A 15,928-nucleotide genomic window follows, 5' to 3' on the forward strand; every position below is an offset into this window, starting at 1 on the left:
CCCTACCAGGTAAATCGACAAATTCCAAACAATCATTGTTTTTTAGAAATGGTGTAATTGGACAACAGAAAACTTTTAAGTTGATATTCTAGATGGGCTTTAAAATAATGTAAGTTTGCTTAAAACTTATACCGAATTCTGCTTAGGTTAGATTATATTTGTTAAGCTTATTTTACCTATTTTTATTTTGCTATCGACGCAAGATTGCTGCTTTCCTTAGAATTTTTCTCCCAAAACCTGCTTCTGACGGAAAAGCCGTTTGGTGGTACCATCAGATACGTCGTTCGATTGGCGGAAATTTACCGATACACTGGCTTGGGAAGCTGGTACAATCTAAATTATGTACGGTTTGGCTATTCATACCACCACCCCCGATTTGGGAATCGCGATCGCGAATTTTGCCGACGACAACCGCTGGCAAACCTGGCATGTCGGCAGAGATTTGTTTAGCCAGATGCATTCGCGTTTGGCAGAATTCATTCAACCGCAAACCTGGCAAGATATTGGCTTTCTCGCCGTTGCCAAAGGTCCTGGTAGCTTTACAGGAACCCGCATTGGCGTCGTGACGGCGCGGGTTTTGGCACAGCAGTTGGATATTCCCATTTTTGCCATCTCTACCCTAGCGGGATTAGCCAAAGCTTACTGGCAGCAACAACCTTCCTTATCCCCAGAAACCGATATTGCCGTACAAATGCCGGCGCGTGGCGATCGCTTATTCACCGCCATTTACAAACAAAGTCCCCAAACTGGTACCCTCACAACCCTGCTAGCAGACCGCGTCGTTACTTGGGAAACTTGGCAAAAAACCCTTTCTACCTGGTCTTCTCACTACCATCTCGTTCGTGGCGAAAATGAAGAAAATATCGCCAAATCCGTAGAAGCGTTACTCGCTCTCGCGTACTGTCAGTGGCAGCAAGGGGAAAAACCCACTTGGGAGCAAGCAATACCGTTTTACGGCTACAAACCGTATTAAATAATTTAGCAATAAAAAAAGGGGAGTTGCCCCGCAACGCCGTTTTACCTCTGTTTTCGACCTCAAGAGGCCAGGTGGGTGCCTTGGCTTTGGCTTTAAGTTTCCGGGTCAGAGCCGGTATACTGCCACCAAAACAACTAGGCTCCCTTATATGTAGAGTGTAGATCGTAAAACATGAGAGGCAGTCACCAACGTCGCAGGGCAACTTCATTTTCTATTGTAAAAGTTTTGCGCAAAAAGACAAGGGGGGACCGAGCGTGGGAGGGTGAGAGTTGGGAAGATATTGGGAAATTGTCTATTCGTACCACAGAGATTCTACTTTTTGGGAAATAGCAAGAGCTTGCTGGCGTCTGGCGGGTTCTGTGGTTTCATCCAGCAAGACCGTGACGTGACCGAGTTTGCGACCAGGTCGAGATTGGGTCTTGCCGTACCAATAAACATTGGCTTGGGGAATTTGTTCTAGTTGCTGGCGTTTCTCTCGGTAGTCGCTGGTGGCGTGTTCGTAACCGAGGAGGTTGACCATGACGGCACCTGGTGCTTTTAATTGGGTATTGCCTAGGGGAAGGTCGCAAACAGCGCGCAAATGTTGGGAAAATTGGGAAGTGGTGCAAGCGTCGATGGAAAAATGACCGGAGTTGTGGGTGCGCGGTGCAATTTCGTTGACCAAAATCTCCCCAGAGGGGGTATAGAACATTTCGATGCCGAATGTACCGACGGCTTGGCTATTTTCCATGAGGGTACGCGCGATCGCTTCAATTTTAGCAGCAGCTTCCGAAGAAATATCGGCAGGGGCAATAACGCGACGGCACACTTGATTTTCCTGTTGGGTTTCTACAATGGGATGTAGGGTAAATTCTCCCGATACAGAACGCGTTGCGATCGCTGCCAATTCCCGTTCAAATGGAATAAATTCCTCTAACAGTACCGCCGGATATCCCCATTGCGACCAAGTTGGTTCCAACTCCTGCCAAGTTTGAATGACCGTGGTTCCCTGACCGTCGTAACCGTGGCGACGCGCCTTCATCACCACAGGCAATCCCAAAGCTTTCACTGGTGGCGAGGGAAATTCCCCTTGGGGTTTGCCATCTGGCAGGGTAATAAATTTTGGTACTGGCAATCCCAACGACTGTAAATGGCAGCGTTGGTCGTATTTATCCAACCATGGTGCCAAAACCGATAAATTTGGACGAAAACAGACTCCCTGTTCCGCCAGTTTGCCTAAAGCCGCCAAATCTACAAATTCGTTTTCAAAAGTAATCATATCGCAGCGTTTGCCCAACTGCGCGATCGCTTGTACGTCGCCAATTCCCGCCACAACCACATCCGCCGCCAAACTCGTCGCCGGGTCATTTTCTTTCGCCGTCTGTACGATTAGAGAAATATCCAACTCTTTGGCAGCGGCAGCCATCATCCAAGCCAGTTGACCGCCACCTAAAACACCAACTGTTTTTACCGACATTGCAGAGACTCGCGCGTAGCTACATTCGTAGTGGGATTGACCCCTTTTGCCTTGGTACAAAGTTTTCTCACCTGCGCGCCATCAAGAATGGCATAGCTAAAATCGGCACCGGTAATATCTACATCCTGAAAATTGGTACGCAGCAAGATGGCATCCACCAAAATGGCATTTCGCAGGCTGCTCCCAGTTAAGTTTACCTGGTCAAGCATGGCATTGGTCAAATCCGCACCCTGTAAATTGGCATCGGTCATCACCGAGGCACTAAAAACAGTTCCCTGCAAGGTGGCATCGTGAAAGTCGGTCATCACCAAGTTGGCGTTGGAAAATTCCGCGGCACAGAGGTCTTGACCAGAAAAATCTTTTCCCATCAGTTCGGCATTGCTATACGACAGGGGTGGTGGATAATACTGAGCTTGAGAATGTGCTGGTGATGGGAACAACAAACCAATACAGCAGTACAATACAAAGATAGATATAAATTTTTGCCACAGAGAACGCATAGAAAGTTACCGATTCGCTAATTGCAGGGAATTTTTTTGCATTCTTCTAGAATACTGCATTTTGCCCCATTGCGATCGCGTTTCCCGACCACGCAAATCCCCACCAATGCAGTAGGATATCAGTGAAGAGTGCGGTGACAGGTGATAAACCATGCCTAATTTTCTTTTAACTTGGTTGCTGACAGCGCTGGCACTGGTACTAACTGGTTGGTTGGTACCGGGAATCACCTTAGACGGATTTAATGCCGCGATTATTGCGGCAGCGGTATTGGGATTGGTTAATGCTGTGGTGAAACCATTGCTGATTTTGCTGACCCTTCCGCTGACCTTTTTGACCCTCGGTCTCTTTTTATTGGTGATTAATGCCATTTCCATTATGCTGGTGGCTTCCTTAACTCCGGGGTTTGCCGTTAGCGGATTTTTGGCAGCACTGGTTGGCTCCATTGTGCTATCTTTGGTTTCGACAATCCTTGGTAACTTGGTGGAACGGGAAGACGAAGATTGAACAATTTGTCCGTTTTTCTTGGGAACTGGAAAAAGGGCGATCGCAGCGATCGCCCTTTTTGATATTTTAAACGTGGAAAACATTAAGTGGCATGGAAAGAAAATCGTTCTTTTGGATGGTTGGTTGGCACCTGAGGAAGCAGCGATTGCAATCGACTCGTTTTTCAGAATCGGCGTTTGGATAAATTAAAACAATCAATCGATGGCGATGCCTTGGAAAGCCAAAACAATGAAATTTTGCCACAAAAAACAGAATACTTCTCAAAATCTTATTCGAGAACTGCCAACAAACCAACCCAATGAGTAGGGAACGAATTATACCATTTTCTTAATAGTTTGCAAGAGATAATAGGGGCATTTTTGTAGGAGCGCAACGCTTGATTAGGGGCGCTTCGCGAAGCGCCCCTACCAGGGGAATCGGGAAATCCCAAAAAATCATTGTTTTTCAGAAATGGTATGATACCAAATCCGTACTGACAAAACCCGATAATGCAAGCGGGGAAGAACCCCCTGTTGTCCCCCTTTACAAGGGAGACGGTTCGGTTTATGTTTGTGGCTTAGCAATATCGGATTTCGTATTACCTACCTATTCAAAAGTTGAAGAAGAAACTGCTACCACTGCTGCCTCTGTTTGTTTTAACGCCAAGTATTGAGATTTTTGGAAACCAGTGCGATCGCGATTTTCCATTTTCTCTATTTCTTGAAAACCATGGTTTTCCCTACCCACAAAAAGTTTCCCTTCACCCGGAAAAATCCATATTTTACTTTTGGAATTTTCCCCCTGGAAAAGCGATCGCATTTTTAATAGAATCGGCCAACGCAGATGCTAGCATTCCCCATTTCTTTGAGTTTGGCGAGATACTCCTCCTCGAAAACTTAGCCATGACAGAGCGAAATTAAACGAAAGCGATTCCCCTGGATTTCGTAGAAAACCGCCACAAAGCTTGGGTTATCAACTAGAGAAACGCCATTTTTTCTTAAATACACCCTAATCGCACCACGAATCCAATTGAAGTTGCGATGGCAGCCACTAGTTTTATACTTCCAGCCAAGTACATTTTCTAGTGGTCAATTCTTCGCTACCGTCATGGCAAAATTAGAGTCTCTGACAATTTACCTATTGCAAATCGGATAGCAAATCGGAAAATTCATCATCGTCATCATTTTTAGATTTTTGGGATTTTTGCGATTCATCGTTGTTGTCTTCTTCTAAAGCGTCTAAATCCAAATCTCCCAAATCATCCGATTCAGAACTGCTTGCCAAATTGACATCATCCAGCAAGTCACTTTCGGAGGAAGTATCGTCTTCTGAGGATTCTTCTTGCGCACTCAGTTCATCCAAATTGACATCTTCTAATTCATCCGATCCTTCTTGCGCACTCAGTTCATCCAAATTGACATCTTCCAATTCATCCGTAGACTCTTCCTGAGATGCCAACCCTTCCAGGTTCATTTCTTCATCCGTAGACTCTTCCTGAGATGCCAACCCTTCCAGGTCCATTTCTTCATCCGTAGACTCTTCCTGAGATGCCAANCCGTAGACTCTTCCTGAGATGCCAACCCTTCCAGGTCCATTTCTTCATCCGTAGACTCTTCCTGAGATGCCAACCCTTCCAGGTTCATTTCATCCTCTTCCAGTTCGGAGGTAGATGTCATAGCTGCCGCATCCGATTCATCCGAGTCGCTGGTTTCCCAATCTTCAAAAGATTCCAAATCGGAAGTTTCCGACATAGCTTCTGATGTTTCTGATGTTTCGGATGGTTCCTCCAAATCCAATCCAGTATCATCAGCCTCCTCCTGTTCAGTCTCCAAAGATAGACCCTCATCCTCGAAAGCAGCCTCTTCCGGTTCAGTAGATGTCTCTGGCATTGCTGGCTGGCTGGTTTCCGCTGCCATCGCTGCCGACATCCCTGCCAAATCAGCAGCTTCCGGCGTTTCCGACTCAGCAGTTTCCGCAGAAGCTGCCGCCGTATCTGCCGACGAGGATGGGGATTCGTTCGTGGTAGATGGCTGTTCTCCTGTAGACTTGCCAGCAGCCATATCCGGATCGAAATCCAGACCCAACACCTTAATCAAAGTATCGGCATCGGGATTGAGCTGGGAGAAAGGCAGCATTAATTGTCCTAATTTGGGTTCGAGAACGTTCATAACCCCCAAAATAAAGTAGGAGGGAGGACGTTTGCCGCCGTCGGGAGTGGGAACAGCCACCGTCTTCATGTGCAAGCTTAACCAGTCGTGGTGGTCTTGGTAGTATTTGACCCACTTTTGTTGGAGCGTGTTGGTGAATTCCTCAAAAAAAGCCATGATAGTTTCCCCAAAAGGTGCTGATTTTATTTCAATATTTCCCTGAATCATACTAGCCAATCAGCACTTGTAATCTTCCACCTATCTACGGAAAAATTCATCAAGTAGCAAGCTGCTATGGGGAGAAAGCGCCGGTAGCGATCCAAAAGCAGCCGCCGCCACAGCCGAAAAACAGCGCCATCGCGGCACTTCTCAAGGAATTTCTACTGTAGTTGGCGCGATCGCGATTCTAGGGGACATGGTTTTGCTAAAATTTTGTGGGTCGAACGCCAGAGCTAGATTGACCTAGCCATTGGATTTCGGTACGTCTACCGGAAGATGGCGTAAATTGCCAAACAGTTGGTTTCGACATTGACCGACAAGTCTATCCAATCGAGATAACGCAAAAGTACATGAAACCCTATACCGTTGCTGCCGTGCAAATGAACAGCTTGCCGGAGGTAGAAAAAAACCTGACCCAAGCCGAAGAACTCATTGAGCTAGCAGCGAATCAAGGAGCGTCTTTGGTAAGCCTGCCAGAAAACTTTTCGTTTATGGGTCCGGAAATGGAAAAACTCCAGCAAGCGGAAGCAATTGCGGAGAAAACCGAAAAATTTCTGCAACACGTCGCCAGAAAATTTCAGATTTTTCTTTTGGGAGGTAGTTTCCCAGTTCCCACTGGCGAAGGCAAAGTATACAATACCTCCGTCATATACACCCCCGACGGGGAAGAAGTGTGCCGCTATCACAAAGTACATTTGTTCGATGTCAAGCTTCCCGACGGCAACACCTATCAAGAATCGGCTACCGTCTCCCCCGGTCAAAGCCTGCCTCCCATCTATCGCCACGAAACATTCGGCAATTTGGGACTTTCCATCTGCTACGATGTACGATTCCCCGAGTTGTACCGCTACTTAGCCAAACAGGGAGCAGAAATTTTATTGGTTCCTGCCGCCTTTACCGCCTATACCGGCAAAGACCACTGGCAGGCTTTGCTACAAGCGAGAGCCATTGAAAACACCTGCTACGTCGTTGCTGCCGCTCAAACCGGCAAACACTACAGCTTGCGTCAAAGCCACGGTCACGCCATTATTATTGACCCTTGGGGAGTTATCCTCAGCGATGCGGGAGAAGACCCCGGCGTCGCCATAGCCACCATCGACCCCTCCCATTTAGAGCAAGTACGGCGGCAGATGCCAAGTTTGCAGCATCGCGTCTTTTAATTCCCATTGAAGATTTCAATGGGTCTTCTCAAAGAAAACTGCACTGGCTACGTGAAATCTACTTAGAGAAACCTGTACAGTATACGGGACGAGTTCTACGCAATTATGAAAGATTTCCTATTGAGTTCCCTATTCAGTCAACCCATGTTTGCTTGGTCTTTTCCCATCGACCCCACTTCTCTGCCAGTTTTGGCAGCGGCAGAAGGGGAAGCAGAAGTACAAGAACCCATCCTCGTTGCTGGGGTATTGTTAAGTCTGGTGGGTATCTATTTTGCCAGCAAAGTCGGCGGCGAAATTTGTAGCCGCATCAACCTACCGCCAGTGTTGGGAGAACTGGTTGGTGGGGTGATTATTGGCACCTCAGCTTTAAAATTATTGGTTTTTCCCGAAGCCGGCTTCGACAGCAGTGCCTCTACCATCATGAATTTGCTGCAAACCAGCTTTGGGATGAGCGCCGCCAGTACGGAAGCTACCTTTGAAGTCCAAAGCGAGGTAATTTCCGTTCTGTCTGAGTTTGGGGTGATTATCCTGCTGTTTGAAATTGGTTTGGAATCGGACCTGAAGGACCTGCTGAAATACGGTCCCCAAGCTGCCTTGGTAGCCATTTTGGGGGTTGTGGTTCCCTTCGCGGCGGGAACGGCAGGATTGCTAATAATTTTTGATATTGGCACCATTCCGGCGGTTTTTGCTGGTGCTGCTTTAACGGCCACCAGTATCGGTATCACCGCGAAAGTTCTGGCGGAAATTGGCAGTCTCAATGCCAAGGAAGGACAAATTATTATTGGTGCGGCGGTTCTCGATGATGTTTTGGGAATTATTGTGCTGGCGGTGGTCAGCAGCCTGGTGAAAACTGGTGAAATTGAGGTAGCCAATGTGGTTTACCTGATTTTGGGGGCCGCTACTTTTCTTGTAGGCGTGATTCTCGTGGGTCGTTTCCTTGGCAGTTATTTCGTGTCTTTGGTCAAGGAACTGAAAACCCGAGGTCCGCTGTTGATTTCAGCTTTGGTGGTAGCGTTTTTGCTGGCTTACCTGGCAGCTGCCATTCAGCTAGAAGCCATTCTCGGTGCGTTTGCTGCTGGTTTGGTGTTGGGAGAAACGGAAATTCAGGAAGATTTAGAAGAACAAATTGCGCCGGTTGCTGATTTCTTTGTGCCGATTTTCTTTGTGGTGGTTGGTGCCAAAACCAATTTGGCGGTACTCAACCCAGCGGTTCCCAGCAATCGCGAAGGTTTGATTATTGCTGCCTTTTTGATTGTGGTGGCGATTTTAGGCAAGATCGTCTCTGGATTTGCGATTTTCAACCAACCCGGTATCAACCGCCTGGCGGTTGGCGTGGGAATGATTCCCCGAGGCGAAGTTGGCTTGGTCTTTGCTGGCATTGGTGCGGCTAGCGGTGCACTTTCGGAATCGTTGGAAGCTGGCATTATTGTGATGGTGATTGTGACGACGTTCATCACTCCACCATTTTTACGGTTCTTGCTAAAAACGGAACCAGCAACCGAGGCGGTGGAGTCGCAATCCGAGTCTCAATGAGAGAATTGTTACGAAATTGATTTTCCCAGCATGGGAGTATGGGAGTATGGGAGAAAACAATTAAAACCAGAAATTGTATTTCCCTAACTTCCTATTCCCCTATTTTTCCTCTTTTCCCTCTTTTAGAGATTTTTCTTAGTTGCTTCTATCGTTGGAATTACATCATGAAACACACACTTTCTGTATTGGTCGAAGATGAAGCTGGTGTCCTCACTCGTATTGCTGGTTTGTTTGCGCGCCGGGGATTCAATATTGAAAGTTTGGCGGTAGGTCCGACGGCAAAACCAGGGATTTCTCGGATTACCATGGTGGTTCCGGGAGACGAACGGATTATCGAACAAATTATCAAGCAGCTGTACAAGTTGATTAATGTTCTCAAGGTTCAGGATTTGACGAATAAGCCTTGCGTAGAACGGGAGTTGATGCTGCTGAAGGTGAATGCTACTAGTTCCAACCGGTCGGAGGTTTTGGAAATTGTGCAAATCTTCCGCGCACGGGTGGTGGATGTGGCTGAGGATTCTGTGATTGTGGAAGTGGTCGGCGACCCTGGCAAAATGGTGGCGATTATCCGGGTGTTAAGTAAGTTTGGTATTCGGGAAATGGCTAGAACGGGTAAGATTTCCTTGGCACGGGAGTCGGGGGTCAATACCGAATACCTGAAGTCGCTGCAGCAAAAGGTGGAAATGCCTTAGGGGGTGCGGCTATTTGCCGATACAGAAACGGCTGAAGATGCGATCGAGCATGGATTCGGTAATTTCATCGCCGGTGATTTCGCCAAAGGCTTGGGTGGCTTCGCGCAGGTCGATGGTCCAAAAGTCGAGGGGGAGGTCATCTGCGATCGCTTTTTGTACTTGTTCTAAGGCATTTTTGGCCCGGGTTAAGGCGGCGGCTTGTCGCTGGTTGATGGCGAGGTCGGTGTCGGCGGCTTGCAGATTCCCGGTGTGTACGGCTTGCGCGATCGCATTTTCCAATTGGTCGATGCCTTCTGGTTTGGCAGCGGCGGTTTTTACAATTTGAATAAAATTACCATCGCCAGCGATCGCGTTTTCTATTTCTTGGAGCTGATTTCTATCGCCCCCATCCAGCAAATCAACTTTGTTAACTACCAAAATAACGGGTCGTTGCTTGACATTGTGATAAATTTCAGCCTCTTCTTGGGTCCAGCCGGCTTGTGCGTCTATGGCCAGTAAAATCAAATCAGCTTTTTCGGCAGCTTCGCGCGATCGCTGGACCCCCATTTTTTCTACTTGGTCGCTGGCTTCCCGAATCCCGGCGGTATCCAAAACCTGAACGGGAATCCCTTGCACCACCAACTGAGATTCTACAACATCGCGGGTGGTTCCCGGTAGTTCGGTAACAATGGCGCGATCGCTACGACTCCACGCATTCAACAAACTCGATTTTCCCACATTGGGACGACCCACAATCGCCACTTTTAACCCGGAACGCAGCAATTCCCCACGGTCGGCAGTTTCCAGCAAATGGCTAACTTCCCGGTTGACCCCTTGAATTTGCTCCACAATGCCTTCTATATCCAAAGGAGGCAAATTTTCTTCAAAATCGATACGCGCCTCAATTTCTGCTAAAATATCTAGGCAAGTACTGCGTAAACTGCGGATAGGTGTGGCTAATTTTCCTTGCAATCCCGCCAAGGCACTTTGCGCCGCTGCTGGCGATTGCGCACCCACCAAGTCAGCAATGCTTTCCGCTTGAGTTAAATCCAACCGACCGTTGAGAAAGGCGCGTAGGGTAAATTCTCCCTGCTGTGCCAATCTGGCACCGGATTCCAAACACAGTTGCAAAACTTGCTGTACGGCAATAATTCCCCCGTGACAGTGGAATTCCACCACATCTTCCCGGGTGTAGGATTTGGGTGCTAGCATCAACAGCAACAACGCTTCGTCTACCGTGTTGCCAGTTTCTGGATGTTTGACAAAACCGTAGAGAATGCGATGGCTTTCCCAAGGTTGCGAACCGGGTGCGTGAAATAATTTTTTGGCAATCGAAACGGCTTCATCTCCCGATACCCGTACGATTCCCACACTCCCTTGTTGGGGAACCACAGCCGTAGCGATCGCTGCTATTGTATCACCCGTCAACGATGTTGCTGTCATAAACCATCAAAAAATTGCGATCGGGAAAGATAGAGGAAAAGAACTTCTAAATCGGTATTGTAACCCAACCGTGGGTAGCCTTTAATCGTCCATATAACTAGCCAGAGAATACACCATCAGCAATCCACCAATTAAACCCAAATTCTTCAAAAAGGGAATGGTTTCTTCCGAATTGACCCAAAAATTGTGAAAAACCAAAGTAGTTGGCACCAAAAATACAATTAATACCAAAGACCCCCAACGAGTTTGCAATCCCGTAATTAAAGAGATAGCACCCACAATTTGGAAAACAATATTTCCCAACAACAATACCGTAGGAATCGGCAACCCTTTATTGGCTATCATTTCCTGTTTCATCGAAAAATCAAGGATACCTGTAATACTGCCATAAACGAAAATCGCTGCCAGACACAACCTGCCGAAAATAACAATGGCGTTCACAAATCCCCCTATTCCTTTAAGAAATTTTCTCAACAAAAGGTTGAATGGTGGCGAAAAACGCCTCCGTAGATTCGTAAGGCAGGACATTTCTTCCCGGGATAATTTTCCCTTCGCCGTTGGGTAAAGCGGATTGATAGTTTTGGATTTTCTCTTGCGGGGATTCCCCTTTGCCATCGCGACTGATGCTAGAAGCTTTTTCTCCCATCACCACCAACGTCGGTTGGGAAATCGACGCAATCGCCTGGGAATAATCTTCCCGCCAAAATCCTGCCAAAAAGGAAAACACAGCATAGCGACTGGCAAAGGATTGGGAACCGTTTTGCAGCATTTGCAACCACTGGCTGTCCACTTGGTCGGGATTGGCAAATAGCTTGCGAATGGAAAAATTCTTTAAAAACTGCTGCCGGCGCGCGTAGCGATAGAACCAACCTCCCCAAGGCGTATCGAAAAGGCCACTCCAGAAAAGCCGATGGCGATTTTGAGAGGTAGGTTTGCTCATAATTCCCCAAGCTGGCGGTCCTGAAAGAATCAAGCCTTGCACGGGTGCTTGTTTTTGCACCATTTTGATGCCTACCGGGAACAAAGCACCTTGAATAATCACAATAACGGTTTTTTGGATAACTTGGTCGATAAATGTCTGTAGCTGTTCGGCCCAATCATCCGGCGTATAGGCAAGGCGCGGCATATCGCTTTCCCCGCATCCTAGCAAATCGGCGTTGTACAACCAACGATCTTGATGGGAATTTTGCCAGGCAGCGATAAAACGGTCCCAAAAACGACGGGATAATCCCACGCCGATGGGATGTATTAGCAATAACGGGGTTTTTGACTCATCGCTTGTAGAATTGGGTGCGTATGCCTCGTAAGCACAGCGATAGCCGCGCCAGGTATAAAATTGGGTCTCGGCTTTGGAAATGGTAGAGTCAGAAGTTTTCAAGATATTTCCCCCTAACGTAACAAAACACGCCAAGTTGTCGGACCAACCACGCCGTCTACAGCAATTTGGTTCTCGGCTTGTAAGCTTTCCACGGCAGCTTCCGTTTGCGAACCAAAAAATCCCGTTGCCTGTCCTCGGAAATAGCCTAACACGCGCAGTCGTTCTTGTAGTTGCTCGATGGCACTGCCTTGCATGCCGCGCCGCAAAATGGGAAGACTCACGGCCGTATTGGCGTTTTCTTGGTTGTTGTTGTCGGGTTGGGGACAATTGCAATTGTTTTCGCTGTCGGGGTTGTTGGGGGGGTCGGATGCAGTTTCTACAGCTTGGCTGTTGGCGGTTTGACCGGGAAACAGCAGATTCCAGGTGGCTTCTCCTACAATACCATCGGCGGGGACCCCCGATTCCGATTGCCATTGGGAGACGGCATCGGCAGTTGCTTGGTCGTAAACCCCGTCAACATCGCCTTGGTAGTATCCCAGTAGTTTTAAGGCAGCTTGTAGTTGGGAGACGTTTTTCCCTTCGCTGCCGATTTGCAAAACGGGTCGCTGGCGGTTGATGTTGGTTTGCGCGATCGCTTCGTTGGTGGCAAAATTGCCAACAATCGCTACTGGCATCCCCAACCAACTACCCAGAAGCAGGCAAGACAAAACCCATTTTCTAGAACCACACATGGCTTGACCGAAGTTGGTGTGACACCGGTTATTTTAGCATGGGGGAGTAGTTTGCTAGCTCGGAGGTAGCGATCGCGATGCTAGCAAAATCTTTTTAAAGGTTGTTTGTATAAGTAGAGCGCTCGGATTGGTTGGCAGGCTGTTCGATCCAAGGCGGCAGTTTGATGGATTTTTCAGCTGGAGGTACTTTGGCGGCGCGGTCTTCGTACTGGCGTAGAGTTTGAGAGATGGGTTGTAAGTCTTGGGCCAGTTGCGTTTGCTGTTCTAGCGTTTCCGTGGAGGAAACCAACTGGTTTAACCCTTCCACCAAATCCCGTAAATTGTTGCGAAATTCCGGGTCGCCCATCAACTCATCCAAGTCGGAAGTGAGTTTGGCAGCATTGTCAAAAGCAGCGCGAGCGGAATCTAGGGTTTGCTGCAACATGGTTAAATTGGCAGGATCGGCGAGGGTTTCCGAAGCTTGGCGTAGCTGTTCGGATGCGATCGCGGCATTCTCGGAAAGCTGGGTTAGATTTTGGACAAATGCTTGCGATCCCACCTCTTCCGTAAGTGGTTGCAAGCGTTCCACTGTGCTTTGCAAGTTTGAACTAACTCGATTCAGGTTTTCCAGGGTTGCCACTACCGTTTCTTGATTGTTTGTCACCAAACTATTCACATTTTCCACTAACTGATTCACCTCTTGCGTCGTGGTATTGAGGCGATTGGCAGTGATGCGAATATCTTCCGATAGACGGCGAATAGAATTGGTGGAAGCAACGGCAGCATCGGAAACTTGACCCACTTCGTTGCGCACGGAACTGGTGAGAGTACTGACTTCCCGACCCAATCGCGCCAACTCTCCCGTAGCATCGGCAGTATTGGCTACCACCCGTTTGATATCTTGCAGGAAATTTTCATCTTCAATCAGACGTTGGGAAATTTCCTCCAAGCGCGTAGAAAGCGTTTCCACCGAACGAATCAAAGAATCGTAGCTGACACCAATGCGCCCTTTCACCCAATCCCCATCGCAAATAATCATATTTTGTTGCGGGCAATTTTCCGATAGGGGTGGAGCAATACTGGCATCTTGGGGGAGATTATCCTGGGGAACAATGTCAATCAGGGTTTCGCTAATCAACCCCACCTGATTGGCTTCCACCACCGCATCCTTAGGAATTCTTAAATCCGACGGTTGAATTCGTAGGGTCACCGCCACCACCTGAGTGTAATCGGCAGCCGGTTGGGCAGATAAATCAGTCCCATTGGTTTCGTCGAGGGTAGCAATGTGCAAATCCACAATTTTCCCCACCGTAACCCCACGATAGCGTACCGCAGCCCCCAACTTCATGCCCGCCACATTTTGAAACTTAGCCTTAATCTCAAAATTTTGCTTGCCTAGGTTCACCCCCCGCAGCCAGAAAATCAGGAATCCCAGCAATCCCACGGAAGCGAGGATAAACAAACCGACAATGCCTTCTCGAAGTGTTCGCGATCGCATACAATATCCTAAGCCACTTTGCTAAATAAAAGCTATCCCAACACTTGAATCGGACCATCCACACTACCGCTAGTAAACTGTCGAATGAGAGAATTGTCCGTCTCATCCAACTCCCGTACGTGTCCTTCCCACTGTACCTTCCCCTGATACAAAAATACCACGCGATCGGCCGTACGACGAATGGTACTTTCTTGGTGGGTCACCATCACATAGGTTTGACAGGAACCTTGCGAACCAGATAAATCCCGCACCAAATCTTCAATCACGGTAGACGCAATCGGATCCAACCCAGCCGTTGGTTCGTCGTATAAAATCGCCTCTGGTGCCTGTTGGGGATTGTCAGGATTGGCAATAATCGCTCTAGCAAAACTAACGCGTTTGCGCATCCCTCCCGATAGCTGTGCGGGATACTTATCTGCTATGCCCGATAATCCCACTTTTTCCAAGCTTTGTTCCACCAACCGGCGAATTTTATCCCGAGGCAGCCGCGAATGCTGGTATAGAGAAAATCCTACATTTTCATCCACCGTCAGGGAGTCAAACAGGGCAGCATGTTGAAACACCATCCCAATGGTAAACGGCATGTCCCCATCGTCAATTAACCCTTTCCGCAACTCCCCTTTCAAAAAAACTTCCCCGGCATCGGGGGCCGTCAGTCCGGCAATAATCCGCAAAATCGTCGATTTTCCCGTTCCCGACGGACCGATAATAGCTAAAGCATCGCCCTGGTAGATGGTGAGGTCAATCCCATCCAAGACTTTCTTATCGCCAAATTGCTTGCTAATGCCCTTCAGTTCGATCAGCGGTTCGGCCATAGTTGTTTGTCAAAGTGCACCCACCCATTCCCATGGACAGATACTAGCTGGCACTGCAGTTGTCTAGCAATTAATCCCTTTCAGTATAGCGAATTCATTCCCTTTCCCGGTGGATATACTTCTTGAGGATCCATTTGTACGGTTTTTCCGGTTCTGTGGGAAATCTAGCAGAAAAAACGACCATTCATTATCAGAACCAGACTTGTGTTTTTCTGGTAATTCCCCTACATTTAGGCTCAGAAACTGGAAATTTATTGCTAGGCGTTGCAGCTATGTCCCGGAATCAATTCAAAAAGGCTTTTCGCAGCTTACGACAAGACTCTCGCCAACATCGCTTCGGAGGATGGTTGAAGTGGCTGCTACCAGGATTGTTGGTGAAACGGTGGTTGCTAGTCAGTGCTGCAGGGGTCTTGCTCACCAGTTTGGGAATTGCCATTTGGGTGAAACTAACTCCAGTTTTCCACATCATCCAGTTTGTAGAAACCGTTTTAGCCCAAATCACCTCCGTCATTCCCAGCTACGTCAGCGGTCCGATGGCCATGATTCTGGGATTGCTGCTGGTTTTCTGGGGTCAAACCCGTACCTTTGGTTCCATCACCGAAGTCTTGCATCCCGACGGCGATGAAGAATTGGTAGACATGCTGCTAACCCACCGCCGCCTGCACAAAGGTCCGAAAATTGTCGCTATTGGTGGGGGAACTGGTCTTTCCACCTTGCTGCGGGGACTCAAACAGTATAGCGCCAATATTACCGCTGTGGTAACCGTAGCTGACGATGGCGGGTCTTCCGGTCGCTTGCGTCGAGAAATGGGGGTATTACCGCCTGGCGATTTGCGCAACTGTATTGCGGCTTTGGCAGATGAAGAAAAATTGCTGACGGAGTTGTTTCAATACCGGTTTCGCAACGGCAAAGGATTGGAAGGGCACAGTTTTGGCAATCTATTTTTAACCGCCATGTCGGATGTCACCGGCGATTTGGAACAGGGAATTGCCACCAGT

At 48.1% G+C, this 15,928-nt stretch carries 15 protein-coding genes, 1 other RNA gene and 2 pseudogenes; 6 read left to right on the forward strand and 12 right to left on the reverse strand.

Annotation, left to right across the window (positions count from 1 at the left end; genetic code table 11):
• Positions 1–340: 340 nt before the first annotated feature.
• Complete coding sequence (gene tsaB, locus AS151_RS04880; protein WP_071515927.1) at positions 341–973, forward strand: tRNA (adenosine(37)-N6)-threonylcarbamoyltransferase complex dimerization subunit type 1 TsaB; 633 nt, start codon at positions 341–343, stop codon at positions 971–973.
• A gap of 24 nt (positions 974–997) precedes the next feature.
• Here the strand turns inward: tsaB and ssrS are convergent.
• The 3 genes from ssrS to AS151_RS04895 all read right to left on the reverse strand — a co-directional run bounded on the left by ssrS (position 998) and on the right by AS151_RS04895 (position 2,932).
• A non-coding RNA gene (gene ssrS, locus AS151_RS04885) (6S RNA) lies at positions 998–1,179 on the reverse strand.
• Between the two features lie 89 nt (positions 1,180–1,268).
• Positions 1,269–2,432: a 5-(carboxyamino)imidazole ribonucleotide synthase gene (locus AS151_RS04890; RefSeq protein ID WP_071515928.1), complete on the reverse strand. Its 1,164-nt coding sequence runs from the start codon at positions 2,430–2,432 to the stop codon at positions 1,269–1,271.
• Positions 2,423–2,932 carry a pentapeptide repeat-containing protein gene (locus AS151_RS04895; RefSeq protein WP_071515929.1) on the reverse strand — a complete coding sequence of 170 codons (510 nt, stop codon included), beginning with the start codon at positions 2,930–2,932 and terminating at the stop codon, positions 2,423–2,425. Before AS151_RS04895 ends, AS151_RS04890 begins: the two co-directional genes overlap by 10 nt.
• 151 nt (positions 2,933–3,083) lie before the next feature.
• Between AS151_RS04895 and AS151_RS04900 the strand changes: the two genes are divergently transcribed.
• On the forward strand, positions 3,084–3,437 hold the full coding sequence (locus AS151_RS04900) for a phage holin family protein (protein WP_071515930.1): 354 nt from the start codon (positions 3,084–3,086) through the stop codon (positions 3,435–3,437).
• A gap of 585 nt (positions 3,438–4,022) precedes the next feature.
• Here AS151_RS04900 and AS151_RS21965 read toward each other — a convergent pair.
• From AS151_RS21965 to AS151_RS21970, 3 genes and pseudogenes are all read right to left on the reverse strand, one after another.
• The gene (locus AS151_RS21965; RefSeq protein ID WP_170861318.1) at positions 4,023–4,163 is read right to left on the reverse strand and encodes a hypothetical protein; all 141 of its coding nucleotides are present in this window, start codon (positions 4,161–4,163) and stop codon (positions 4,023–4,025) included.
• Between the two features lie 390 nt (positions 4,164–4,553).
• A pseudogene (locus AS151_RS04910) lies at positions 4,554–4,970 on the reverse strand (hypothetical protein); the annotation flags it as partial.
• Position 4,971: 1 nt separating this feature from the next.
• Positions 4,972–5,791: pseudogene (locus AS151_RS21970) on the reverse strand (DUF5331 domain-containing protein); the annotation flags it as partial.
• Positions 5,792–6,132: 341 nt separating this feature from the next.
• Between AS151_RS21970 and AS151_RS04920 the strand changes: the two are divergent.
• From AS151_RS04920 to ilvN, 3 genes are all read left to right on the forward strand, one after another.
• Positions 6,133–6,942 carry a carbon-nitrogen hydrolase family protein gene (locus tag AS151_RS04920; protein ID WP_071515934.1) on the forward strand — a complete coding sequence of 270 codons (810 nt, stop codon included), beginning with the start codon at positions 6,133–6,135 and terminating at the stop codon, positions 6,940–6,942.
• Between the two features lie 105 nt (positions 6,943–7,047).
• Complete coding sequence (locus tag AS151_RS04925; protein ID WP_084639408.1) at positions 7,048–8,475, forward strand: cation:proton antiporter; 1,428 nt, start codon at positions 7,048–7,050, stop codon at positions 8,473–8,475.
• Positions 8,476–8,639: 164 nt separating this feature from the next.
• Positions 8,640–9,167 carry an acetolactate synthase small subunit gene (ilvN, locus tag AS151_RS04930; RefSeq protein ID WP_071515935.1) on the forward strand — a complete coding sequence of 176 codons (528 nt, stop codon included), beginning with the start codon at positions 8,640–8,642 and terminating at the stop codon, positions 9,165–9,167.
• A 9-nt stretch (positions 9,168–9,176) separates the two neighbouring features.
• On the opposite strand, the gene mnmE is transcribed toward ilvN, so the two are convergent.
• The 6 genes from mnmE to AS151_RS04960 all read right to left on the reverse strand — a co-directional run bounded on the left by mnmE (position 9,177) and on the right by AS151_RS04960 (position 14,930).
• Positions 9,177–10,589, reverse strand: coding sequence for a tRNA uridine-5-carboxymethylaminomethyl(34) synthesis GTPase MnmE (gene mnmE / locus AS151_RS04935; RefSeq protein WP_071515936.1), 1,413 nt, complete (start codon positions 10,587–10,589; stop codon positions 9,177–9,179).
• Between the two features lie 81 nt (positions 10,590–10,670).
• Entirely contained in the window at positions 10,671–11,030 is a 360-nt protein-coding gene (locus AS151_RS04940; protein ID WP_071515937.1) for a DoxX family protein, read from the reverse strand.
• A 16-nt stretch (positions 11,031–11,046) separates the two neighbouring features.
• Positions 11,047–11,967, reverse strand: coding sequence for an alpha/beta hydrolase (locus AS151_RS04945; protein ID WP_139240517.1), 921 nt, complete (start codon positions 11,965–11,967; stop codon positions 11,047–11,049).
• A gap of 11 nt (positions 11,968–11,978) precedes the next feature.
• On the reverse strand, positions 11,979–12,614 hold the full coding sequence (locus tag AS151_RS04950) for a peptidoglycan-binding protein (RefSeq protein WP_170861320.1): 636 nt from the start codon (positions 12,612–12,614) through the stop codon (positions 11,979–11,981).
• A gap of 118 nt (positions 12,615–12,732) precedes the next feature.
• Positions 12,733–14,115 (reverse strand): MlaD family protein, encoded by a 1,383-nt coding sequence (locus tag AS151_RS04955; protein ID WP_071515938.1) that lies wholly within the window; start codon positions 14,113–14,115, stop codon positions 12,733–12,735.
• Between the two features lie 32 nt (positions 14,116–14,147).
• Positions 14,148–14,930, reverse strand: a complete 783-nt coding sequence (locus AS151_RS04960) for an ABC transporter ATP-binding protein (RefSeq protein ID WP_071515939.1) — start codon at positions 14,928–14,930, stop codon at positions 14,148–14,150.
• A gap of 272 nt (positions 14,931–15,202) precedes the next feature.
• Between AS151_RS04960 and AS151_RS22730 the strand changes: the two genes are divergently transcribed.
• Positions 15,203–15,928: gluconeogenesis factor YvcK family protein (locus AS151_RS22730; protein WP_139240518.1), on the forward strand; the 726-nt coding region annotated here is incomplete at its 3' end.

Source organism: Geitlerinema sp. PCC 9228 (assembly GCF_001870905.1).
GTDB lineage: Bacteria > Cyanobacteriota > Cyanobacteriia > Cyanobacteriales > PCC-9228 > PCC-9228.